General features: G+C 69.9%; 21 protein-coding genes and 4 tRNA genes. 14 read left to right on the top strand and 11 right to left on the bottom strand.

All coding sequences use genetic code 11. From position 1 onward, the window contains the following. Positions 1 to 178 precede the first annotated feature (178 nt). Complete coding sequence (locus FPZ12_RS10665; RefSeq protein WP_144751841.1) at positions 179 to 562, top strand: DUF6401 family natural product biosynthesis protein; 384 nt, start codon at positions 179 to 181, stop codon at positions 560 to 562. 64 nt (positions 563 to 626) lie between these two features. On the opposite strand, the gene FPZ12_RS10660 is transcribed toward FPZ12_RS10665, so the two are convergent. Continuing rightward, positions 627 to 1,505 carry a mechanosensitive ion channel family protein gene (locus tag FPZ12_RS10660; protein ID WP_144751838.1) on the bottom strand — a complete coding sequence of 293 codons (879 nt, stop codon included), beginning with the start codon at positions 1,503 to 1,505 and terminating at the stop codon, positions 627 to 629. Positions 1,506 to 1,639: 134 nt separating this feature from the next. On the opposite strand from FPZ12_RS10660, the gene FPZ12_RS10655 reads away from it, so the two are divergent. The 4 genes from FPZ12_RS10655 (at position 1,640) to FPZ12_RS10640 (ending at position 4,451) form a co-directional block, all read left to right on the top strand. Further along, positions 1,640 to 2,719 carry an ATP-dependent DNA ligase gene (locus FPZ12_RS10655; protein ID WP_144751835.1) on the top strand — a complete coding sequence of 360 codons (1,080 nt, stop codon included), beginning with the start codon at positions 1,640 to 1,642 and terminating at the stop codon, positions 2,717 to 2,719. Continuing rightward, complete coding sequence (gene ligD, locus FPZ12_RS10650) at positions 2,716 to 3,693, top strand: non-homologous end-joining DNA ligase (RefSeq protein ID WP_144751832.1); 978 nt, start codon at positions 2,716 to 2,718, stop codon at positions 3,691 to 3,693. Before FPZ12_RS10655 ends, ligD begins: the two co-directional genes overlap by 4 nt. A gap of 573 nt (positions 3,694 to 4,266) precedes the next feature. Continuing rightward, positions 4,267 to 4,340: transfer RNA gene (locus FPZ12_RS10645), tRNA-Arg, on the top strand. Positions 4,341 to 4,379: 39 nt separating this feature from the next. Beyond that, positions 4,380 to 4,451: transfer RNA gene (locus tag FPZ12_RS10640), tRNA-Arg, on the top strand. An 18-nt stretch (positions 4,452 to 4,469) separates the two neighbouring features. Here FPZ12_RS10640 and FPZ12_RS46370 read toward each other — a convergent pair. From FPZ12_RS46370 to FPZ12_RS10625, 5 genes are read right to left on the bottom strand one after another with little or no spacing between them, the layout of a single operon-like run. Continuing rightward, a complete protein-coding gene (locus FPZ12_RS46370; RefSeq protein ID WP_243769781.1) occupies positions 4,470 to 4,619 on the bottom strand; it encodes an iron chelate uptake ABC transporter family permease subunit in 150 nt (49 codons plus the stop codon). Positions 4,620 to 4,635: 16 nt separating this feature from the next. After that, the gene (locus FPZ12_RS46365) at positions 4,636 to 4,779 is read right to left on the bottom strand and encodes a hypothetical protein (protein ID WP_243769780.1); all 144 of its coding nucleotides are present in this window, start codon (positions 4,777 to 4,779) and stop codon (positions 4,636 to 4,638) included. Next, positions 4,749 to 4,823: a hypothetical protein gene (locus FPZ12_RS47075; protein WP_424923590.1), complete on the bottom strand. Its 75-nt coding sequence runs from the start codon at positions 4,821 to 4,823 to the stop codon at positions 4,749 to 4,751. Before FPZ12_RS47075 ends, FPZ12_RS46365 begins: the two co-directional genes overlap by 31 nt. A 30-nt stretch (positions 4,824 to 4,853) precedes the next feature. After that, the gene (locus FPZ12_RS10630) at positions 4,854 to 6,575 is read right to left on the bottom strand and encodes an ABC transporter ATP-binding protein (RefSeq protein ID WP_144760054.1); all 1,722 of its coding nucleotides are present in this window, start codon (positions 6,573 to 6,575) and stop codon (positions 4,854 to 4,856) included. Continuing rightward, the gene (locus FPZ12_RS10625; RefSeq protein WP_144760057.1) at positions 6,572 to 8,029 is read right to left on the bottom strand and encodes an ABC transporter transmembrane domain-containing protein; all 1,458 of its coding nucleotides are present in this window, start codon (positions 8,027 to 8,029) and stop codon (positions 6,572 to 6,574) included. The genes FPZ12_RS10630 and FPZ12_RS10625 overlap by 4 nt, the downstream gene beginning before the upstream one ends. Positions 8,030 to 8,115: 86 nt before the next feature. On the opposite strand from FPZ12_RS10625, the gene FPZ12_RS10620 reads away from it, so the two are divergent. After that, a complete protein-coding gene (locus FPZ12_RS10620) occupies positions 8,116 to 9,141 on the top strand; it encodes a FecCD family ABC transporter permease (protein WP_424923587.1) in 1,026 nt (341 codons plus the stop codon). Further along, positions 9,138 to 10,169, top strand: a complete 1,032-nt coding sequence (locus FPZ12_RS10615) for a FecCD family ABC transporter permease (RefSeq protein ID WP_243769779.1) — start codon at positions 9,138 to 9,140, stop codon at positions 10,167 to 10,169. The genes FPZ12_RS10620 and FPZ12_RS10615 overlap by 4 nt, the downstream gene beginning before the upstream one ends. A gap of 54 nt (positions 10,170 to 10,223) precedes the next feature. Here FPZ12_RS10615 and lon read toward each other — a convergent pair whose 3' ends face one another. Together lon and FPZ12_RS10605 are read right to left on the bottom strand one after the other, a co-directional pair. Further along, complete coding sequence (lon, locus tag FPZ12_RS10610; protein WP_144760065.1) at positions 10,224 to 12,629, bottom strand: endopeptidase La; 2,406 nt, start codon at positions 12,627 to 12,629, stop codon at positions 10,224 to 10,226. Between the two features lie 29 nt (positions 12,630 to 12,658). Further along, positions 12,659 to 13,657, bottom strand: a complete 999-nt coding sequence (locus tag FPZ12_RS10605) for a GNAT family N-acetyltransferase (RefSeq protein ID WP_144760068.1) — start codon at positions 13,655 to 13,657, stop codon at positions 12,659 to 12,661. Between the two features lie 284 nt (positions 13,658 to 13,941). Between FPZ12_RS10605 and FPZ12_RS10600 the strand changes: the two genes are divergently transcribed. The 4 genes from FPZ12_RS10600 to rpmG all read left to right on the top strand — a co-directional run bounded on the left by FPZ12_RS10600 (position 13,942) and on the right by rpmG (position 17,131). Beyond that, on the top strand, positions 13,942 to 16,569 hold the full coding sequence (locus FPZ12_RS10600; RefSeq protein WP_144760071.1) for a putative bifunctional diguanylate cyclase/phosphodiesterase: 2,628 nt from the start codon (positions 13,942 to 13,944) through the stop codon (positions 16,567 to 16,569). A 72-nt stretch (positions 16,570 to 16,641) separates the two neighbouring features. Further along, positions 16,642 to 16,714: transfer RNA gene (locus tag FPZ12_RS10595), tRNA-Thr, on the top strand. Positions 16,715 to 16,859: 145 nt separating this feature from the next. After that, a tRNA-Met gene (locus tag FPZ12_RS10590) sits at positions 16,860 to 16,932 on the top strand. Positions 16,933 to 16,966: 34 nt separating this feature from the next. After that, positions 16,967 to 17,131 carry a 50S ribosomal protein L33 gene (gene rpmG, locus FPZ12_RS10585; protein WP_144747596.1) on the top strand — a complete coding sequence of 55 codons (165 nt, stop codon included), beginning with the start codon at positions 16,967 to 16,969 and terminating at the stop codon, positions 17,129 to 17,131. Positions 17,132 to 17,180: 49 nt separating this feature from the next. On the opposite strand, the gene FPZ12_RS10580 is transcribed toward rpmG, so the two are convergent. Beyond that, positions 17,181 to 18,305: a cytochrome P450 gene (locus FPZ12_RS10580; protein ID WP_166462680.1), complete on the bottom strand. Its 1,125-nt coding sequence runs from the start codon at positions 18,303 to 18,305 to the stop codon at positions 17,181 to 17,183. 217 nt (positions 18,306 to 18,522) lie between these two features. On the opposite strand from FPZ12_RS10580, the gene FPZ12_RS10575 reads away from it, so the two are divergent. From FPZ12_RS10575 to FPZ12_RS10565, 3 genes are read left to right on the top strand one after another with little or no spacing between them, the layout of a single operon-like run. Further along, positions 18,523 to 18,972, top strand: coding sequence for a MaoC family dehydratase N-terminal domain-containing protein (locus FPZ12_RS10575; RefSeq protein WP_144747598.1), 450 nt, complete (start codon positions 18,523 to 18,525; stop codon positions 18,970 to 18,972). Continuing rightward, complete coding sequence (locus FPZ12_RS10570) at positions 18,972 to 19,373, top strand: MaoC family dehydratase (RefSeq protein ID WP_144747599.1); 402 nt, start codon at positions 18,972 to 18,974, stop codon at positions 19,371 to 19,373. The genes FPZ12_RS10575 and FPZ12_RS10570 overlap by 1 nt, the downstream gene beginning before the upstream one ends. A 59-nt stretch (positions 19,374 to 19,432) precedes the next feature. Continuing rightward, the gene (locus FPZ12_RS10565) at positions 19,433 to 20,362 is read left to right on the top strand and encodes an alpha/beta hydrolase (RefSeq protein WP_144747600.1); all 930 of its coding nucleotides are present in this window, start codon (positions 19,433 to 19,435) and stop codon (positions 20,360 to 20,362) included. On the opposite strand, the gene FPZ12_RS10560 is transcribed toward FPZ12_RS10565, so the two are convergent. Both FPZ12_RS10560 and FPZ12_RS10555 read right to left on the bottom strand, forming a co-directional pair. Continuing rightward, positions 20,359 to 21,219: an SGNH/GDSL hydrolase family protein gene (locus FPZ12_RS10560; RefSeq protein WP_243769778.1), complete on the bottom strand. Its 861-nt coding sequence runs from the start codon at positions 21,217 to 21,219 to the stop codon at positions 20,359 to 20,361. The two genes, FPZ12_RS10565 and FPZ12_RS10560, sit on opposite strands and share 4 nt — an antisense overlap. A 35-nt stretch (positions 21,220 to 21,254) precedes the next feature. Beyond that, the gene (locus FPZ12_RS10555) at positions 21,255 to 22,478 is read right to left on the bottom strand and encodes a pyridoxal phosphate-dependent aminotransferase (RefSeq protein ID WP_144747602.1); all 1,224 of its coding nucleotides are present in this window, start codon (positions 22,476 to 22,478) and stop codon (positions 21,255 to 21,257) included. Positions 22,479 to 22,551: the final 73 nt, after the last annotated feature.

Genomic DNA, 22,551 nt, shown 5'->3' with positions numbered 1-22,551 from the left:
ATCACCGGGAGGACGGCTACCCGGTCGGGCGAAGCGTCAATCTGTGTTCCCCGTCGCCGGACAGCGCGTGAGCAGTCGTGCACGCACCGGTGCTGACCAGCGCGAATGTGCGGAAAAGCGGAGAATCTTACGTCACATCCGCTCTGTTCGCAGCGCGCGAACAGCTACCGTGGCGAACATGGTGAGCTTGCCGGCCCTGTGGGTGGAATCCGCTGCGCGCAAGACCCTGGCCGGCCTCCGGGCGCAACTCGGCGCGGGGCTGCTCGCCGCCGCCGCGGTGCCCGGACTGACCGCGGCGATCGACCAGCACTCGGCCGCCGTCCGCGACATCGTGACCTTCGGCGTCGAGGGCTCGGGCGCGGTGGCCGGGGCGATCCTGCTCGCCGGCTACGCCCGCGGCCTGATCGACCAGGCGAAGGAACAGGGCTGGGGGTTCGACGCGCCGGCCGATCTCTGGGGCTGGGCCGACGCGGACTGGTTCACCGCGCGCCTGCTCGCGGTCTGTTCACTGGCCGAGCGGTTCGACGAGCCCGGTTACCGGGCGGGCCTCGTCCCGGCCTGACCACGAAAACGGCGACCGGCCCGAAGGCCGGTCGCCGCTGTGCCCGTTCGGCTGGTCGTGCTCCCTATCCCTGGCCGCCCGTCGGGGGCATCGGGCCGGGGCCTTCGCTGCCGGGACGGCGGGTGGCGCCGCCCATCGAGCCCTGGCCCTCGGCGCCGGCACCCATCGGGGTGTGCGGCATCCGCAGCTGCTCGGTCTCCGGTTCGCTGCCGCGCGTCGCGTCCTCACGTCCGCGCTGGTAGGCCTGGTTCTGCGCCTTGGACGCGGGCAGTTCGCTCTCCGCGCGGCCGAGCCACTTCTCCCAGCGCTGCTGCATCGGCTTGATCAGGCCACCGCCCATCCCGACGATGATCACCCCGCCGACCGTGGCGAGCACGGTGACCAGCACCGGCATCGTGACCGTCGTGCCGATACCCATCTGGTTCAGCGCGGCGATGATGCCGAGGCCCCAGATGAAGACCGCGGCGATCGTGGCCAGCACCTTGCCGTAGGAGAGGCCGCCGAGCATGTTGCCGACCATGTCCTTCACCGCGTTGGCGATGGCGGCGGCGACGACCACGATGACGATCGCGACGATCGCCCGCGGCAGCCAGGCCACGATGGCCGTCAGCATCGTGCTGATCGGGTTCGGGCCGAACACCCCGAAGGCCAGCTGCAGCGCGATCAGCAGGATCGCGTAGTAGACGATCTTGGCGATGATGTCGGTGGCGTCGTATTTGCTCTTGGCGAGCATGTCCTTGATGCCACCGCGTTCGACGAGCCGGTTGAAGCCCACCTTGTTCAGGACCACCCCGACGACCTTGGCGATGGCCTTGGCGATGAACCAGCCGATCACCATGATCACGAGGAACGCGACGAACTTCGGCACGAAGTTGGCTATCGAGCTCCACGCGCTCGAGAGACCTTGTCCAAAGTCGACAGCGGCCAGATGTGTGGTTGACACTGTGTTCTCCCTTCCCAGCCAGGCACGTGGCGTGCGGTTACCCGCGTCCCGAATTCCCACACGTAGGTTTCACTCGGACGGGTGGACATTGTTTTTTCTCGCGTTCCCGATGGCCGCGGCTTAGCATCGATTACGTGGACCTGCCCGTGTCGCCGCCGGTCAAACCGATGCTGTCCAAAGCAGTGCACGAGCTGCCGCGCGCGCCGGGACTGCGCTACGAACCGAAATGGGACGGGTTCCGCTGCATCGTTTTCCGCGACGGCGACGAGGTCGAACTCGGTTCCCGTAATGATCGTCCGCTCACCCGTTATTTCCCGGAACTCGTCGAGTTGCTGAAAGCGTCGCTGCCGACGCGGTGCGTGGTCGACGGCGAGATCGTGATCGTGACCGAGCAGGGGCTGGATTTCGACAGCCTGCAACTGCGGCTGCACCCCGCGGCGTCGCGGGTGCGCAAGCTCGCGGCCGAGACGCCGGCCAGTTTCGTGGTCTTCGACCTGCTGGCGCTCGACGACGAGGACCTCACCGGCGAGCCGTTCGCCGAGCGACGGCGGCGGCTGGAGGGCATCGTCGGCGGCGAGCTCGCCCGCGTGCACCTCACGCCGATGACCGAGGACCCGGACGTGGCGCAGGATTGGTTCAACCGGTTCGAGGGCGCCGGTTTCGACGGCGTGATGGCGAAACCGGCGGACCAGCCGTACGAACAGGACCGCCGCGTGATGTGGAAGATCAAGCACGAGCGCACGGCGGACTGCGTGGTCGCCGGGTTCCGCTGGCACAAGGACGGCGTCGGCGTCGGATCTCTGCTGCTCGGCCTTTACGACGACGAGGGCACGCTGCACAACGTCGGTGTCGCGAGCAGTTTCACCGCGGCCCGGCGCCGGGAGCTGGTCGACGAGCTGGCGCCGTTGCGGGAAAACGCGCTCGAGCACCATCCCTGGCGCCGCTGGGCGGAGGTGCAGGCCGAGGCGGGCGGACGGTTGCCGGGGATGCAGAGCCGGTGGAGCGCGGGCAAGGACCTGTCGTGGGAGGCGCTGCGGCCGGAGTGGGTGGCCGAGGTGCGGTACGAGCACGTGCAGGGCGGGCGGTTCCGGCACGGCACACGGCTGGTGCGGTTCCGCCCCGACAGACAGCCGGAGTCGTGCACCTACGGCCAGCTGGAGGAAGTCGCGCCCGCCGAACTGAAGGCGCTGTTCACCGAGGTCGCCCGGTCATGACCGAGCTCGAGGGCGTGCCCGTTTCGCATCCGGAGAAGGTGTACTTCAGCCAGCGCGGGGAGACCAAGCTCGACCTCGTCCGGTACTACCAGGCCGTCGCGGGCCCGCTGCTGTCCACTTTGGGCGGACGTCCGCTGTTGCTGGAGCGGTATCCCGACGGGGCGAGTGGCAAGTCGTGGTTCCAGAAGCGGGTGCCGAAATCGGCGCCGCCGTGGCTGACCACGACGGTCGTCGCCACTCCCAACGGCACCACGAGCGATGCGCTGGTGGCGGCGGATCTGGCGCATATCGTCTGGGCGGTCAACCTCGGCTGCATCGGCTTCCACGTCTGGCCCGTGCACGCGGCGACGCCGGAGATCACCGACGAGCTGCGGGTGGATCTCGATCCTTCGCCGGGTGTCACGTTCGACCAGGTGCGCGAGGCGGCGGCATTGACCCGGGAGTTGCTGGCGGAGCTGGGAATCCGTGCGCTGCTGAAGACGACGGGTTCTCGCGGTTTGCACATTTATGTTCCCCTGCAACCGAATTGGGACGGCTATCAGGTCCGGGCGGCCGCGGTCGCGTTGGCGCGTGAGCTCGAGCGACGCCATCCCGTGTTGATCACCGCGCAATGGTGGAAGGAAGAGCGCGGCAGCCGCGTGTTCGTGGACTTCAACCAGAATGCGCCGCACAAAACGGTTTTCGGCGCCTGGTGCGTGCGGCCGCGAGTCGGCGCCCAGGTGTCCACGCCGATCCGCTGGGACGAGCTGGCCACGGTGGTGCCTGCCGAGCTGACCATCGCGACGGTGCCCGCCCGCGTCGCCGAATCCGGTGATCCCTGGGCGGACGCGCCGCCCCAGTCGATCGAACCGTTACTGGAAATGTCGCGGCGCGACATGGAAAACGGCCTGATGGACGCTCCTTGGCCGCCGGTCTACCCCAAAATGCCGAACGAGCCGCCCCGGGTGGCTCCGAGCAGGGCGAAGAAGCCCTAGGCCGCAGCGGTGGCCGGGGTGGGCGTGTTTGCCGCTCGCGCGCGTGCGTTGGCGGGCCCCGTGGGCGTGTTGGCCGCCCCTGCGGGCGTGTTGGCTCGTGGCGTCGGTGTGTTGGCTGCCGGGGTGTGTTTGTTGGCTGGTGCGGGGGAACGCGGGCCACGGTCGGCAATGGAGCGGTGGCCGGGGTAGGCCAACATGCCAGCGGTAGGGGCCAATACATGGCCGGGAGGGGCGAACACGCCGCCGGGAGGGGCAAACACGGCGGTGGCCGAGGCGAACATGGTGGCGTGAAGGCCCAAGACGGTGGCGGGGTGGGCGAACACGTCGCCTGGGATGGGCCAGCATGGCGGCTGGAGGGGCCAACACATGGCCGGGAGGCGCCAATATGGCGGCAGCGGGGCTGGGGCGAGTTAATTCCGTTGACACTGGCCCCGTGAGTCGGTGAGACTCGGGGGCATGAACGCGACACGAGCCCGCCACCAGGCGCGACGGCATTCCGCCGTGGCGCGGTGGCAGCGTGCCCGCCGCGACTTCCGCTGATTTCTCAGCGTTTTCCTTTTGCCGTAACACTTTGCCCCGGTAGCTCAGTGGGACAGAGCGCCGCGCTACGAACGCGGAGGTCCGAGGTTCGAGTCCTCGCCGGGGTGCGCCCCGGCCCCCTGCGCGCGCAGGGGGCCGGCTCCAAAGCCCCTGTGGTCCAACGGATACGACACCGGTTTCCGAAGCCGGCGATCCAGGTTCGATTCCTGGCGGGGGCACACGTTCCGAAAAGGCGGCTACCGGCCGCCCACCGGCGAACGACGCCACAGCAGCCAAGCCAGATAGACGCCGCCGATGGCCGCGGTCGCCACCCCGACCGGCAGCGTCGTCGAGCCGGCCGCGCGCTGAGCGAGGTAATCCGCTGTCAGCACAAGCAAACCACCCATCCACGCGGCGGGCAGCTCACCCGCGCCGGGCGCGCCGGTGAGCCGTTTCGCGAGCTGCGGTGAGCGCGACGAACGCGATGGGCCCGGCGGTCGCTGTCGCGATGGCGCACGCGGCCGTGCCGACAACGATCAGGTACAGCTGGCTCGGCTCCACCCGCACGCCAGCGGATTCCGGGGCAGGCTCTGGAAAATCGCCCCGCTCATGCCCAGCGCGGCGCCGACCAGCACGCCAAGTCACGGTTCGTGCCGTGACTGGGCCCATGCGGACCACAACTCCGCGTAACGGCCGCCGCTCGCGACCAGTTCTTCGTGGCTGCCGGATTCGACGATCCGCCCGTCCTCCAGCACGACGACGCGATCGGCGGCCGCGGCCTGCGTCAGCCGGTGCGCGATGACCAACGCGGTCCGCCCGGCCAGCGCCGCGTCGGCCGCCGCTTCCAGCGTTTTCGCCCCCGCGCTGCCGGCCTCGGCCGTGGCCTCGTCCAGGATCGCGACCGCCGGATCGGCCAGCACGAGCCTCGCCAGCGCCAGCTGCTGTGACTGGGCCGCCGTCAGCCGATGCCCGCCGTCTCCGACCACAGTGGACAGTCCGTTCGGCAGTTTCTCCACCCACGGCAGGGCGTTCACCGTGGCCAGCGCGGCGTTGAGTTCCTCGTCGGTGGCTTCGGGCGCGGCCAGCCGGAGGTCGTCGGACAGGCGCCCGGCGAACACGTGGACCTCCTGGCTGACCAGCGCGACCGAGCGCCGATCCAGCTCCGCCAGCGGCAGCCCGCCGACCAGGATCGTGCCCATCGATGGCCGGTGCACCCCGGCGAGCAGCTTCGCCAGCGTGGTCTTCCCGGCACCGCTCGCGCCGACCAGCGCCACCCGCTCGCCGGGCGCGATGCTCAGTTCGATGTCGCGCAGCACGGGAGTGCCGACGACGTAGGCGTGGTGCACCCCGGCGATCTTGATCGACCCGTCCAGTGGCACCGTGCTGCCGCCTTCGGGCGGGCGAAGTTCGGCGACGCCGACAAGGCGGCCGAGGCTCGCCGTCGCCTGCTGCGCGTCGTCGATCAGCGCGAGCGCGCTGTTGATCGGCGTGAACAGGCTGTGGAAGTAGAGCGCCGCGGCCGTCGCCGTGCCCAGCGAGACGCTGCCGTTCCGCACGAGGAGGAAACCGGTGGCCAGCACGGCGGCCAGCCCGATGAACTCGGCGAGGTTCAGCCGGGCGAAGAACCGGGTGATCAGCCGGATCCCGCGCAGGGTAAGGGAAACCGCGGCGAGTGAGCGTTCGGTGACCTGCCGCAGCTGCCGGTCGCCGAGGCCGAATGCCCGCACCGTCCGCGCGCCGCCGATGGTGTCGAGGAGTTGTTGTTGCTGCGCCCCGATCGCGACGCGCTGCTCCGCGTAGACGGGCACAGCGCGCCGCCCGTACCAGCGCACCGTGTACAGCTGGATCGGCACCGCCAGCAGCGTCGCGATGAGGAATCGCCAGTCCAGCACGGCCAGCCCGCCGAAGGTGAGCACGATGGTCAGCGCCGAACCGCCCAGCTCCGGCAGCCCTTCGCGCACTGCCTTGGCGATCACGGAGACGTCGCCGGTGACGCGCGCGGTGAGGTCGCCGGCGCCCGCCTTCTCCACTGTGGACAGTGGAAGACTCATCGCGCGTGAGACGAACCGCTCACGAAGCGTCGCCAGCATGCTTTCGCCGACGCGCGCGACGAGCGCTTGTCCCGCGGCCTGAAACGCCCCGCGCGCTACGGCCACGATCACCAGTAGCACCACGGGCACGGCGACGGAACCGTGCGCCATGACGAGATCGACGATGTGGCCGAGCAGGGGAGCGGTGGCGAGTCCGATGCCCGTCGCGGCCAGCAGCACGGCGAAGGCGCCGCCCGCGAGGAAGCGGTGTGGGCGGACCAGCTCGGCCACAGCGCCGCGCAGCCGCGTTGCCGTCGGGAGGAGTTCGCTCACGAGAGCACCGTCTCGCGGTAGGAGTCGCTGTCCCGCAACAGTTCGGTGTGAGTGGCGGCGGAGCCGGCGAACAGTACGCGGTCGGTCACGGCCAGCAGCGCCGGGCTCGTGGTGACCAGGATCGTGCTCCGGCCGCGCCGGTGCTCGGCGATCCCGGCCGCGATCCGCGCCTCGGTGACCGGGTCGACCGCCGTCGTCGGCTCGTGCAGGACGAGTACCGGCGCCTCCGCCGCGAGGGCCCGTGCCAGCGCGACCCGCTGGCGTTGCCCGCCGGACAGGGACTTGCCGCCCTCTGCCAGCACTTCGTCGGCCGGGACGTCCACCGCGGCGGCGGCCATCGCCCGTTCGACGTCGCCGCCGATGTTCTCCGCCACGGTGCCGGTGAACAGGTCGGCGTCGTGCGGGGCGACGAGCACGTCCGGGCGATGCGCCAGCCCGGCGAGCAGTTCGTCGGCGTCGGTGGCCGCGATCCCGAGCAACTCGCCGGGCACGACGTCCATTGTGGATGGTTCGGCCAGGCTGGCCGAGGGCTCGGAGAGCACGTCGCCGATCCGCGCCGCGGACGCGCGTGCCTGGGCGAGCTGGCTGTTCACCCAGCCGAAGATCTGGAACGGGGTGACGAGGAACTGCGCCAGCCCGACCGCGGCGACCAGCTCGCCGATGGTGAGCTGCCCATCCGCCGCGAGCCCGGCCCCGACCAGCGCCACCACCGCGATGAACGCCCCGGTCAGCGCCAGGATCGCGCCGTCGTGACCGGCTTCCGCGCGCGCCGCGCGCAACGTGGCGGCCAGGCTCGCCTGGCTCGTCCGCCGATACCGCGCCACCGCCGCCGCCTCGGCGCCGAGGCCCTTCAGCACCCGCAACCCGCTGACCAGATCCGCCGCGAGACCGGACGCCTGCGCCGCCCTGTCCTGCTCGACTTCGCTGCGGCGTTCCAGCGGTTTGCCGATCAGGTGCGCGAGCCACAGCAAGGGCGGCGTGCCGAGCAACACCAGCAGCCCCAGGGGAATCGACATCCGCAGCAGGGCCACGGCCGAAACGATCAGCCCGGCCAGTCCGGCGATCCCGAACGGCAACGCGACGTTGAGCGCGCCGACCCGTTGCGCGTCACTGGTCGCGACGTTCACCAGCTCGCCCGGCAGCCGCGGACTGCCGTCGGCGCCGATCGCCCTGCCGGTGATCTTGAGACGCAGATCGTGGGCGGACATCTCCGACGCGCGCTCGGCGATCCGCGCGCCGAAGCGGTAGCAAGTGGACAGGACCGCGAAGAGCACCGCCAGCGCCCCGAGCCACCACAGCAACCGCGCGACCGAACCGGCCGAGACCGCCTGATCGATCACGACGCCGATGACGACCGGGACGAGCGCTTCGCCGCCCTGGTGACCGATCGCGAGTAGCGCGGCCAGCGCGATCTTCCGGCGCTGGACGGCTTCGCGCAGTACGCGTTCCGCCACGGCGCCCGTCCTCTTTCCTTGCCACTGGAGTGTTTCCGGTCATGGGGCCCGCGTGCGCGGCACCTAGGTAAGGCTAGTCTAAGTCCGTGACCGTGCGGACCCGGCAGCCAGCAGCGCGACGCTCGTCACGGGCGTTGGGCCTGGTCGTCGCCCTGGGCGCGCTCGTGTTCATGTGCCTGCTCAGCCTGTGGGTCGGCGCCAAGGGTATCCCGTTCACGGCGACCTGGGACCTGCTCTGGCACAACGACGGCTCGAGCGAAGCCGTGATCATCCACGACCTCCGCATCCCGCGCACGTTGCTCGGGGTGCTCGCCGGCGCGGCGCTCGGCGTGGGCGGCGCGCTGATGCAGGCGCTGACCCGCAACCCGCTCGCCGACCCCGGCCTGCTCGGCATCAACATGGGTTCGTCGTCGGCCGTCGTCGTGGCCATCTCGTTCCTCGGCATCCACTCGCTCACCGGCTACCTCTGGTTCGCGCTCGCCGGGGCGGGTATCGCTTCGTTCCTCGTGTACAGCCTCGGCACCGCGGGCCGCGGCAGCGCGACGCCGGAACGACTGGTGCTCGCAGGCGCCGCTGTCACCGCCGTGCTCTACGCCTTCATCCAGGGCGTGCTGCTGCTCAACCCCGACACCTTCGACGAATTCCGGTTCTGGGACGTCGGTTCGCTCGCTTCCCGCCGGATGGACGTGGTCGTCCAGGTCGCGCCGTTCATCGTCCTCGGGCTGCTGCTCGCGCTGTCCCAGGCGCGGGCGCTCAACGCGCTTTCGCTGGGCGACCAAGCCGGGCAGGCGCTCGGCGCGCACGTCGGGCGGACGCGCGCGCTCGTCGCCGTCGCTGTCGCGCTGCTGTGCGGTTCGGCGACCGCGGCCGCTGGGCCGATCGCATTCGTCGGGCTCGCTGTTCCTTATGCGGCACGGATTTTCACCGGTCCAGACCAACGCTGGGTGCTGCCGTATTCGCTCATGCTGGCGCCGATCCTGTTGCTGGCCGCCGACATCCTCGGCCGTGTACTCGGCGGCGTGCAGGAGATCGAGGTCGGGATCGTCACCGCGTTCCTCGGCGCGCCGCTGTTCGTGCTGCTGTGCCGGCGGCGGAAGTTGGCGCGCCTGTGACCGCCGTACTGCGCAGCCCACAGGGCCGGGTCTCGGTGCGCTTCCGGCAGCGCACGCTCTTCGTCGCGCTCGCCGTTCTGGCCGCGATCCTCGTGCTCGGCGTGATCGCGCTGACTACCGGCGACTACCCGCTCTCGGTCGGTGACGTGCTCGCGACGTTCGCCGGGCAAGGCCCGCCCGGCGCCGACTTCATCATCACCGGGCTGCGGCTGCCGCGGGTGCTGACCGCGCTGTTCGTGGGCATGGCGCTCGGGGTGAGCGGCGGGATCCTGCAGAGCGTGTCCGGCAACGCGCTCGGCAGCCCGGACGTCGTCGGGTTCACCCAGGGCTCGGCGGTGGGCGCGTTCTTCGTGATCCTGGTGCTGGACGGCTCGATGTTCGGGGTGTCGGTCGGCGCGCTCGTCGGCGGTATCGGCACGGCGGTGCTGCTTTACCTGTTGTCGTATCGGGGCGGGGTGCAGGGGCTGCGGCTGATCCTGATGGGCATCGGGATCGGCGCGATGCTGATCGCGCTCAACTCGTACCTGATCACCCGCGCCTCGCTGCTGGACGCGCTGACCGCGCAGGCCTGGCGCATCGGCGGGCTCAACGACCGGGAATGGCCGCACGTGGCGGTTTCCGGGATCGCGGTCGCCGTGCTCGTGCCGATCGCCCTGTACCAGTCGCGCCGGCTGGCGCTGCTGGAACTCGGCGACGACAAGGCGCAAGCGCTGGGCGTGCGCACCGAGCGCACCCGGCTGATCCTGCTGGCCGTCAGCGTCGGGTTGTCGTCCTTCGCCACGGCCGTGGCCGGGCCCATTTCGTTCCTCGCCCTGGCGTCCCCGCAGATCGCCCGCCGCCTCACCGGAGCCTCCGCGCCGCCGCTGGTCACGTCCGCGCTGACCGGCGCTTTCCTTTTGCTGGCAAGCGATTTCCTCGTGCAGCGGGTGTTCTCGTCGCAGCTCCCGGTCGGCGTGGTCACGGGCGCTGTCGGCGGGCTGTACCTCGCGTACCTGCTGGCGCGGGAGTGGCGCCGCAAGGTGTCCTGACCCGGACAGCGAAGCGGGGCCCTGTGCGAACACAAGGCCCCGCTCCGGTTTCCGTCAGGCAGCCGTGGCGACCGGCGTGGCCGCCGGCGTCAACGCCAGCTCCAGCACGTCGCGCACGTTGGACACCGGGTGCACGTCCAGCTCGGCCAGCACGTCCGCGGGGACGTCGTCGAGGTCGGGCTCGTTGCGCTGCGGGATGATGATCGTCTTCATCCCGGCCCGGTGCGCGGCCAGCAGCTTCTGCTTGACCCCGCCGATCGGCAGCACCCGCCCGGTCAGCGACACCTCACCGGTCATCGCCACGTCGGACTTCACGACCCGGCCGGACAGCAGCGACGCCAGCGCGGTGGTCATCGTGATCCCGGCCGACGGCCCGTCCTTCGGCACCGCGCCCGCGGGCACGTGCACGTGGATGCCGCGCTGCTTCAGGTCGCCCACCGGCAGCTCCAGCTCCGCGCCGTGCGAACGCAGGTACGACAACGCGATCTGCGCCGACTCCTTCATCACGTCGCCAAGCTGACCGGTCAGGGTGAGCCCGGTGGCACCGGACTCCGCGTCCGCCAGCGAAGCCTCGATGTAGAGGACATCGCCGCCGGCGCCCGTCACCGCCAGCCCGGTCGCCACCCCGGGGATGGCCGTGCGCTGGGTCGAAGCGGGCAACGAGGACTCCGGCAGATGCCGCGGCCGCCCGAGGTAACCCTCGAGATCGCCCGCGTCCACGGTGAGCGGCAGGGCGGTTTCGTCCAGCGCCACCTTGGTCGCGATCTTGCGCAGCACCTTCGCGAGAGTCCGGTTCGCGTTCCGGACACCGGCCTCGTGCGTGTACTCCGCGGCGATCCGGCTCAGCGCCGCATCGGTGAAGGTCACGTCGCCCTCGGCGAGACCGGCCCGCTCCAGCTCACGCGGCAGCAGGTGGTCGCGGCCGATGATCACCTTCTCGTGCTCGGTGTACCCGTCGAGCGTGACCAGCTCCATCCGGTCCAGCAACGGGCCGGGGATGGTCTCCAGCGCGTTCGCCGTCGCCAGGAACACCACGTCGGACAGGTCCAGCTCGACCTCCAGGTAGTGGTCCCGGAAGGTGTGGTTCTGCTCCGGGTCCAGCACCTCGAGCAGCGCCGCCGTCGGGTCGCCGCGGTAGTCGGCGCCCACCTTGTCCACCTCGTCGAGCAGGACGACCGGGTTCATCGAGCCTGCTTCCTTGATGGCGCGGACGATCCGGCCGGGCAGCGCGCCGACGTAGGTGCGCCGGTGCCCGCGGATCTCCGCCTCGTCACGGATACCGCCGAGCGCGACGCGGACGAACTTGCGGCCCATCGCCTTCGCGACCGACTCACCGAGCGACGTCTTGCCGACACCCGGAGGACCGACCAGCGCCAGCACCGCGCCGGAACGCCGCCCGCCGATCTGGCCCAGCCCCGCCTCGGCACGCCGGTTGCGCACCGCCAGGTACTCGATGATCCGTTCCTTCACGTCGTCAAGGCCCGCGTGGTCGGCGTCCAGCACCGCACGCGCACCCGCGATGTCGTGCACGTCCTCGGTGCGGGTCTGCCACGGCAGCTCCAGCACCGTGTCCAGCCAGGTGCGGATCCAGCCGCCCTCGGGGGACTGGTCCGAGGTCCGCTCCAGTTTGTCCACTTCGGACAGTGCGGCCTTGCGGACGTACTCGGGCAGGTCGGCCTTCTCGACGCGGGCGCGGTAGTCGTCCTCGTCCGGGTCGGTGCCGTCCAGCTCGCCCAGCTCCTTGCGGATCGCCTCGAGCTGGCGGCGCAGCAGGAACTCCTTCTGCTGCTTTTCCATGCCCTCGGCCACGTCCTTGCGGATCGTGTCGGTGACCTCCAGCTCGGCCAGGTACTCGCGGCTCCATTCCAGCGCGCGCTCCAGCCGGGCCGAAACGTCGAGCGTACGCAGCAGCTCGAGCTTCTGCTCGGTGTTCAGGTACGGCGCGTTGCCCGCGAGGTCCGCGATCGCGGACGGGTCGTCGAGCTGCTGCACCGCGTCGATCATCTGCCAGCCGCCACGCTGCTGGAGGATCGAGATCACCAGGGTCTTGTATTCACCGGCGAGCGTCTGTGCGCGCTCGTCGGAAACTTCGGGGGCTTCCTCCGCGTGGACCCAGCGCGCCGCGCCCGGGCCTTCGCCCGTCTCGCCGAGGCGCGCCCGGCGCGTGCCGCGAAGCAGGACGGCGGACTTGCCGCCCGGGATCCGGCCGACCCGCTCGACCGTGGCGACCGTGCCCAGCTCGGCGTACTCGCCGTGGACGCGCGGCACGATCAGCACCTCGGCCTTGGCGGCGGGCGTCGAGCGGATGCCCGGGAACGAGCCGGTATTCGGCGCTTTCGCCTGCGCGGACTCCACCGCGGCACGGGTCTCGGCGTCCTCGAGCTCCAGGGGAACGATCATGCCGGGCAGCACGACGTCGTCGTCCAGCGGCAGCAGGGGCAGGAGCCTCGTCTCTGTCATCGGTGTGCTCCTCACTAAGTTGAGTCTGCTCAGCTCAACCTTTTCCGGAGCGAGTTTGTTTCCGCTGCTCGTTCGCTGTGAGCGAGCACCGCCGGGCGCCGATGCCAGTAGGTCCACAGCGGCCGGTAGCCCTGCCCGTACCAGAACGGAGTGGAGGTCGGGTTCGCCAGCGCGTGGTGCAGCAGCACCGCGTCGACGCCCGCCTCGTCGAAGAGCTGGTGCGCGTGCGCCGCCAGCGCGGTGCCGACGCCGGAGGACCGGGCGGCCTCCGCGACGTGCAGAGAAGAGAGGTAGCCGACCCGCTCGGCCGAGACATACGGCGAGATCCAGCCGGTGTCCGCCGGGTGCTGGATCTGCAGCAGGCCGAGCGGCCTGCCGTACAGCTCGGCGATCCACACCGTCGGCTCGTGCTCGTGTTTACCCAGCTCGCGGGCCATGTCCGCGGTGAGCAGCTCGGTCGCGTTCTCGCGCAGCGTGACACTGCCGAATTCGGCGTCGTAGCGCTGCAATTCGGCGTACAGACTCACTGCGGTACGGAGGTCGGACGGCTCGGCCGGGCGGATTCGCACACCCGGCTCGCCGGGCGGGCCCGCGGCGGCGAGCCTGTCGGCCGGGCGCACCGCGAGCACGCGCAGCGGGGCGAAGCCGTGGCGCAGCAGTTCGGCCGATCCCACGGTGTCCCGGCTCGGCCGCGGCACCACGGCAGCGACGTCCCAGTCGCCTGGCGGAGCCGTGTCAGTGAGATATTCGTCCCATTGACTGAGAATTCTCGTCAAACATTCACCGGGGTCTGGCCCCGTGAACTGCAGGGAAAGCCGGTGTTCCACCAGCGCCCGCCACAGAGAGTCACTCGAGGACGGATCGATCTCCGAGCGCAGCGCGAACCCCAGCGCGCCGGAATCCCCGATTATGACGCGAAAGGCCTCCGACGCCCGTTCCGGCTCCGCAAGCGGGTCGAATCGGGGGAGTAAAGGGTCGACGCTGCTCAACCTGGTGGCGTGCTCCGTGGCGATCGCCTCCGTATTCATGCGCGTATTGAAGACCAATCACGGTGACCGGGACATAGAGGGGTCGATTACCGCCAGCGACCAGGCAAAACGCGAAAAGGGCTCTAGTTTCACCCGGTCGCCACGGAAGCTCTCCGTAGTTGGCGCATTGTTAACTATCAGCTGATCCCATGGCACACGGAAAGAGGCCGAAGTACGCCCACCGGGGTACAGTGACACCCCATTCGGCCAGGAGATCAAGGTCACCGGACCGGATGGCAGTTCCGGGCCGCACGCACTGGGGGCGAGTGGGGGAAGGAGGTCGCATGCCGGGCACCAAGGATACGTCGGAAACGCCGGTTCCGGTGGCAGCCGAGCTGGTCGACGACACCTCGAAGCCGTCAGAACGGCGCGGGGACGAACGGCGGTTCCGCCGCTACACCGTCGTGGTGCTCACCTTCGGGCTGCTGACAGCGGCCGCCGTCTCCGCCTGGCTGCCCTTCGAGGGCGACGCCAGCCAGTGGTGGATCGGCCCGGTGCTCGCGCTGTCCTTCCTGCTCGCCGAACAGCTCGGGATCAACGTCGACGTCCGCAGCGGGATCTCCTGGACCATCTCCTTCACCGAGATCCCACTGGTGATCGGCTTCTTCGTCGCCCCGTTCGAAGTCGTGCTCGCCGCACACCTCGTCGCCGGGATCAGCACGCTGGTCGTGCGCCGCGTCTCCGGCCGCGTCCTCTACAACGCCGGCGCTTTCCTGCTGGAGATCACCAGCGCGTTCGCGGTCGCCGGCGCGGTGCAGCGCATCATGGGCGCCACCGAAATGACGTGGCCCGCCGCGCTCGCCGGCACGCTGACGGCGCCGCTGGCCAGCACGCTGCTGGCGCTGGCCGCCGTCCGGGTGCTGCGCCGCCGGATGCGGATCGGCACCGCGTTGCGGCTCACCGTGCGGATCCTGGTCGTCGGTTTCGTGAACGCCTCGGTCGGCCTCAGTGGCTACCTCGTGATCGCGGGCAGCACGCACGCCTGGCCGCTCGTGGTCGCCGTCTTCCTCGGACTTTCCGCGCTGTACTGGGCTTATTCCGATCTGCTCCGCGAGCAGCGGGACATGGAAGCGCTTTCCGACGTGAGCCTGATGGTCGCCCGCTCCGGGCAGCAGGCCGCCGCCCGCCCGGCCAGCCGCGTCGACGATCTCGTCGGCGGCGTCGACGTGAGCGAATGGGCCACCATCGCCGAACGCATCAAGGACCAGCTGGCCGCCGCCAGGGTCGTGCTGCGCCTGCGCCTGGAGGCCACGGCGCCGATGCGCACGGTCGTCGCGGGCGAGCCGCTGCCGGGCGTCGACCGCAACGGGGACGACGCGCTGGTCCGCCTGCCCGGCGCGCACGTCCGGCACTTCCGCATCACCGAGGCGAACCCCGACGTGGCCGCCGCGCTGCTCGACAGGGGAGTGCAGGAAGCGCTCGTCGTCCCGCTGCGCAGCGCCAACCAGCTGCTCGGCGTCGTCGAAGCGCACGACAGGCTGTCCCGCTGGCGCGGTTTCGGCAAGTACGACGTCCAGCTGCTCGGCACGATGGCCAGCCACCTCGCCACTTCGCTGGACAACCGCCGTCTGCTCGCCACGCTCCGCCACGACGCGTACCACGACCCGCTGACCGGCCTGCTCAACCGGCCCGGCTTCCGGCAGGTGGCCCGCGAACCGCTGAGCAACCGGATGGACGCCGCGGTGGTCCGGGTGGATCTCGACGTGTTCTCCACGGTCAGCGACGCACTCGGCTACACGTGGGCGGACCGCATGGTGATCGCCGCCGGCCGCCGCATCCGGGACGCGCTCGGCCCCGACGTCCCGCTGGCCCGGCTCGAAGGCGCGTCCTTCGCGGCCTTGGTCGTCGGCTGCCAGGAGACCGAGATCCACGACGTCGCCGAGCGCCTCCGCGCCCAGCTTTCCGCGCCGTACCCGGTCGACAGGCTGACGGTCGAGGCGAACGCGATGGTCGGCTACGCCACCCCGGCCGCCGAAGGTGGCGGCGAGGAACTGGACGTCGACGGGCTGCTGCAGCGAGCCGACGTGGCCGTACGCGCCACGCGCGGCGGTGAAGAGGTCCGCGGCTACGTGCCCAGCATGGGGCAGATCTTCCTGCGCCGGTTCCAGATGGTCACCCAGTTCCGGCAGGCGCTGGAAGAGGGCCAGATCAGCGTGCACTACCAGCCCAAGGTCTCGCTGCCGAGCAAACAGGTGCTCGGCGTGGAGGCGCTGGTCCGCTGGCAGCACCCGGAGTTCGGCAGGCTCGACCCGGACGAGTTCGTGCCCGCCGTCGAGGCGGCCGGGCTGATCGGCGTGCTCACCGGGTTCGTGCTCGAGCAGTCGCTGATCCGGGTCCGCAAGTGGATGGACGAGGGGCTGCGCATCGCCGCGGCGGTGAACCTGTCCGTCCGGAACCTCGCCGACACCGACTTCCCCGCGAAGGTGGTCGAGGCGCTGCGCAAGTTCGACGTCCCGCCCGAGCTGCTCACCTTCGAGCTCACCGAGTCCGGGGTGATGGCGGATCCGCAGAAGGCACTGCCCATCCTGCGTGAGCTGCACGCGCTGGGCATCGTGCTCGCGGTCGACGACTTCGGCACCGGGTACTCCTCGCTGGCGTACCTGCGCCAGCTGCCGGTGGACGAGGTGAAGATCGACAAGAGCTTCGTCCTCGGCATGGGCACCGATCTCGGCGACCTCGCCGTGGTCCGCTCCATCGTCGAGCTGGGCCATTCGCTCGGCCTGACGGTGGTCGCCGAGGGCGTGGAGGAGGACATCGCGCGGGACCAGCTGGAAGCGATGGGCTGCGACGTGGCCCAGGGCTACCTCATCTCCCGTCCGCTGCCGGAAGATCGACTGGAGGCCTGGCTGCAGGCCCGTACGGCGAGGTCGGTGAGCCGGCAGACCGAGGCAGTGCTGACATTGCTGACGTAACCGACCCCCGTGCACAGACCCGAGCGGTCATTGTGTAATCTCTTCGAGGCTTCAACGTTGAGGCGTTGACCCGCCCCTTTAGCTCAGTCGGCAGAGCGTCTCCATGGTAAGGAGAAGGTCTACGGTTCGATTCCGTAAAGGGGCTCGCGAGTAGGTGCAGTCTGCCCGCAGCCAAGCTGCGAGGCTGACTCGCTTCGCAGGTGTCCTCTGGGGGCCAAGCCCCCAGGCCCCCGCCAGGGGGCGAGCCCCCTGGACCCCCAACGGTGGTCCGGTAGGATCAGGGCGTACAGGGCGGTGTAGCTCAGTTGGCAGAGCAAGCGGCTCATAATCGCTGTGTCGCCGGTTCAAGTCCGGCCACCGCTACCGGGATTCGAGTTTTGTAGAGAAAGGCGTAGCCGTGGCTGCCACCGACGTGCGACCGAAGATCACGCTGGCGTGCGAGGAGTGCAAGCACCGCAACTACATCACCAGGAAGAACCGGCGCAACGACCCGGACCGCCTGGAGATGAAGAAGTTCTGCCCGAACTGCGGTACGCACCGGACGCACAAGGAAACCCGCTAAGCCACACAGCTTTGCGCGAACCGCCCCGGGGTCGCCCCGGGGCGGTTCCTCATGTGTGCACCTGAATCCTCAGGCTCCGGAACCCTCGCACGGTGTGGTTCAGGTGCCGCTCGCTCTCCAGCACTTCGACCGCCTGCACCCGAGTCACGAAGGCCCGGAGCACGGCCTCGATCTCCAGCTGTGCCAAGGGCGCCCCGGTGCACCTGTGCAGGCCGTAGCCGAAGCTCAGCATGTCCCGCGCATTGCGCCGGATGTCGAACCGGTCCGGGGCCGGGAAGCGCCGCTCGTCCCGGTTCGCCGCGCCGAACAGGAGCGCGACGCGCGAGTCGGCGGGCACGACCGAATCACCGAAGGCGAAGTCCTTGCGGCAGTACCGGCCCCAGATCTGGATCGGTGCGTCGTAGCGCAGTCCTTCGTCCACCGCGGCGGGCACCAGCGACGGGTTTTCGTGCAGCAGCGCCAGTTGTCCCGGATTGTCCGCCAGCGCCCTGATCAGGTTGCTGATCGCGTGGATCGTGGTGTCGAACGCCGGGCCGGCGTAGTTCCACAGCAGCTTCACCACGTGGTCCGGCGGGATCTCCCCGCGCGCGGCCGCCTCGTAGAGATCCGCGCCCATACTGCCCGGCACGAGATCGTCCGCGGACAGCCCGGCGATCGTCTCGAGCACTTCGCCCACGATCGACAGGCCCCGCCGCGTCAGGTCGTTCATCGGCCCCATCGCGGCGAACACCGCGTCGCTGCCGACCACGAACTTCTCGGTCATCTCCGGCTTCAACCCGATCAGCTCGCCGACCACCGAAGCCGGGAACGGCCGGGACAGTTCGGTCGCGACGTCGAAACTGCCGAGCTGCACCAGCGGATCGACGAACTCGTCCGCGCGCTCCTGTACCCAGTCACCGAGCTCGCGCACCGTACTGAGGCGGAGCCGGTCCATCAGCGCCGCTCGCAGCGCGCCGTGTTCCGGCGGTTCGGCGGTGAGGATCACGCCCTGGACGTTCTCGTTCATCGCCGGGTTGAACGCGGTGCCTTCGGCGGAACCGAAGGTGTGCCAGTCTTTCAGCGCCGCACGGACATCTTCGTAGCGGCTGAGTGCGTAGGCGTCCAGGTTTTCCAGGTATACGACCGGACCGGCGTCGCGAAGCTTTCGGTAGTACCCGTAAGGCTCCTCGGCCACCTCCGGTGAAAATAGGTCCATTGCGGACCGCGCGGTGCTGTGCATGGTTCAATATTGACCGAGTTGCAGTCTGTGGTACAGGCGTTTCATTCACATGGCCCTGAACCTTCCGGTGGGTAGGAAACCCCGATCACGCGCGGTGGCCGGCCTCCCACGGTCAGCCCAGTCGCGTCACCCGTCCACCAGCGGCGCCCGGGCTGCTGGGTAGTCTCGACGCGTGGCACTTGACCAGTCGTTCATCGGGCGGACGTACCCGCCCACCAGCACGTACGAAGTCGGGCGCGAGAAGATCAGGGAGTTCGCCGACGCGATCGGCGACGAGAACCCGGTCTACCGGGATCCGGAAGCGGCCCGCGCGGCCGGTCATCCCGACGTGATCGCGCCGCCCACGTTCCTCACGGTGATCAACCTGGCGGCGATCAACACGATCGTCGCCGACCCGGAGCTGGGCCTTGACTATTCGCGGATGGTGCACGGCGACCAGAGCTTCCGCCACACGCGCGCGGTCCGCGCCGGCGACAGGCTGCGGCTGACCACTCAGGTCGAGGACATCATGACCCGTGCGGGCAACGACTTCCTGACCGTCCGCGCCGACATCGCCGACGAGAACGGTGAGCCGGTGTGCACCACGCGCGCGCAGCTCGTGGTCCGAGGGGAAGGTGCCTGATGAGCTACACGACCGGCACGGAGCTGCCGCCGCTGAGCGTCCACGTCACCCGGGACAGGCTGGTCCGGTACGCGGGCGCGTCTTTGGACTTCAACCCGATCCACTGGAACGAGCGCTTCGCCAAGGAGGTCGGCCTGCCCGACGTGATCGCGCACGGGATGCTGACGATGGCGTTGGGCGGCAGGCTGATCACCGACTGGCTCGGCGACCCGAGCAAGCTCGTCGAATACGGCGTTCGGTTCACGCGGCCCGTCGTGGTGCCGGACAACGAAGAAGGCGCGCTCGTCGAGTTCACCGGCAAGGTCGGTGAGGTGCGCGAAGACGGCCTCGCGCGCGTCGACATCACGGCGAAGTTCGACGGGAAAACGGTGCTGGGCAAGGCAACCGCGCTCGTCCGTTAGCGGTCACGGGTGCAAAACGATCCCGCTCGGCGCCCGGATAGCGTACTTACGCTCGGTGTATGCGCGGGGTTGTTTCAGTAGTCGTCGTTCTGGTGTGCCTGCTGCTTCCCGTCCCGGCCCGCGCTGATCCGGATGAGCTCCAGGTGGTGTCGCAACGGCAGGTGAACGCGCGGCTGCTGGAGCTGACCGCCACCACGCCCGCGATCGACGGCGAAACCGGCTTCCGCGTCCTCCTGCCGGACGGTTACGACGAGCATCCCCAGCAGCGGTACCGCGTGCTGTATCTGTTGCACGGCGGCACTTCCGACTATCGGTGGTGGACGGACGAAGGCGACGCGCAGGCGATCACCGCAGGCGTGCCGGTGATCGTGGTGATGCCCGACGGCGGGCAGGGCGGCTGGTACTCGGACTGGCTCAACTTCGGTTTCGGCGGCCCGCCGGAGTGGGAGACCTACCATCTCGATCAGCTCGTCCCGTGGGTGGACGGGCACTTCCGGACCGACTCGGTGCGGGTGATCGCGGGCCTGTCGATGGGCGGTTTCGGCGCGATGAGCTACGCGGCAAGGCATCCCGGGCTCTTCGCGGCGGCCGCGAGCTTCTCCGGCGCGGTCGATCTCGACAGCATCCCGGCCACGTTCACCGTCGAGGTCTCGCCGCTCGCCGATCTTCGCGTGCCGACGGCGGTCTGGGGGCTGCGGCTGCTGGACAACCGGCTCTGGGAGGCCCACAACCCTTGGGCCATCGCGGAAAACCTGCGCGGCCTGCACCTGGCCGTCTACACCGGGAACGGGCAGCCGGGCCCCTATGACGGAGCCGCGCTGCCGGATCTGACGGAGTACTGGATCCACGCGGCGTCGGTGTCCTTCGACGAGCGGCTGACCGCTCTCGGCATCCCCCACACCTTCGACGACTACGGTCCCGGCACGCACACCGCGCCCTACTGGCAACGCGACCTACGCGAGGAACTGCCAGCCCTGATGGCCGCCTAGCTTGCCGCGCTGGTGACGGCGTCGGCCATGGCGCGTTCGCCGTTTGCGTTGGGGTGCAGGGAAAGCGCGGGGGAGGACGGCACCAGGTCCTCGACCCATTTGGTCGCCGCCTTCTGGCACATGTCGTGCCCCTTGCTGGGCGTCGCCGTGTCCGCGTAGTGCGCGCCGTGCGCTTTCGCTTGCGCGGCAAGCATGTCGTTGAACTTCGCGGCCGCGTCGCGCAGGTACGCGACGTCGGCCGTGCCCAGCGGCAGGAACGGCCAGCAGCCGCCGCCGTCGGGCAGCGCGGACGGGTAGCCGACGACCACGATCTTCGCTTTCGGTGCCCGCTCGTGGATTTCGGTCAGCACCCGGTCGATCTTGGGCGTGGTCGCGGTGATCCGGGCGGCCAGCTCGTCGCGCCCGCCGGAGGCCATTTTGGCCTTGCACGGCGAAACCGCGGGGTCCTGGGTCAGGCAGTCGTGCGCCAGCCCGATGAAGCCGACGTCGTTGCCGCCGATGCCGAGCGTCACGAGCGTGGTGGCGTCGTCGAGCGAGTCGAGCTGCGGCTGGTTCGTGCCGTTCGCGGTCTGCTGCGTGCCGGTGATGTTCGCGGTGGTGGCGCCGCTGCAGCTGACGTCGGTGAACTCGGCGACCCGGAGCTGGGCGGCCACCAGCCGCGGGTAGTTGTTGTCCGAACGGTCGCAGCCCGGTGGCGTGCCGACGAGGGCGCCGGTGCGCGGAGAAGAGGTGTACGAATCGCCCAGCGCCACGTACTTCCCGCTCGCCGGCGGCAAGGCGACCGGCGACGGCGCGGGGGACGCCGAATCCTGTTGCGCGCGGTACACGCCGAACCCGATCCCCCCGGCGACGAGCACCAGGAGGACCAGGCCGGCGAAAACCTTCCGGATCGCTACTTGGCCTCGGCGAGGAGGTTCGCGACCCGGTTCACGCCCTCGACGAGGTCGGACTCGGCCAGCGCGTAGGAGAACCGGAAGTAGCCCGGGGTCCCGAACGCTTCACCCGGCACCGCGGCGACCTCGGCCTCACGCAGCAGCAGGTCGGCCAGCTCGAGGGTGTCCTGCGGCTTCTCGCCGCGGATCTCCTTGCCCAGCACGCCCTTGAAGGACGGGTACGCGTAGAACGCGCCCTTCGGCGTCGGGCACTCGACACCGGGGATGGCCGACAGCAGCTCGACGATCTTCTTGCGGCGCACGTCGAACGCGGCGCGCATCTCGGCCACGATGTCGAGCGGGCCGGCGACCGCGGCGAGCGCGGCACGCTGCGCGACGTTCGAGACGTTGCCGCACAGGTGGGTCTGGTAGCTCGAGGCCGCCTTGATCACGTCCTGCGGGCCGAGGATCCAGCCGACCCGCCAGCCCGTCATCGAGTACGTCTTGGCCACGCCGTTGAGCACCAGCGTCTGGTCGGCCATCTCGGGCACCACGACCGGCAGCGAGTGGTTCACGGCCTCGTCGTAGACAAGGTGCTCGTAGATCTCGTCGGTGACGACCCAGACGCCGTGCTCGTGCGCCCACTTGCCGATCGCTTCGATCTCGTCGCGGGTGTACACCGCGCCGGTCGGGTTCGACGGGGAGTTGAACAGCAGCACCTTGGTGCGTCCGGTGCGGGCGGCCTCGAGCTGGTCGACGGTCACCTTGTAACCGGTGGACTCGTCCGCGGTGACCTGCACCGGGACGCCGCCGGCGAGCTTGATCGACTCCGGGTACGTGGTCCAGTACGGGGCCAGCAGCAGCACCTCGTCGCCCGGGTCGAGCAGCGTGGCGAAGGCGGAGTAGACGGCCTGCTTGCCACCGTTGGTCACGAGCACCTGGGACGACTGCACCTCGAAGCCGGAGTCGCGCTTCGTCTTCTCCACGAGTGCTTCGCGCAGTTCCGGCAGGCCGGCCGCGGCGGTGTAACCGTGGTTGGCCCTGTCGCGCACGGCGGCGGCCGCGGCTTCGACGACGTAGTCGGGGGTCGGGAAGTCGGGCTGTCCCGCGCCGAAGCCGATCACCGGACGGCCCTCGGCCTTGAGCGCCTTGACCTTCGCGTCCACCGCGAGAGTCGCGGACGGCGTGATGCCGGCGATGCGGGCGGAGATGCGCGGACGGGTCACGGTTGCGGGTGAGGTCATGGCTTCCATGGTGGCACGCGCGGCTGGTGATCAAGCATGCAGGGGAGGGCTCGGTTGCGGGCCCCGAGAGGCC

It is taken from the genome of Amycolatopsis acidicola (genome assembly GCF_007713735.2).
GTDB classification, from domain to species: domain Bacteria; phylum Actinomycetota; class Actinomycetes; order Mycobacteriales; family Pseudonocardiaceae; genus Amycolatopsis_E; species Amycolatopsis_E acidicola.
This window is presented reverse-complemented; position numbering and strand designations above follow the sequence as displayed.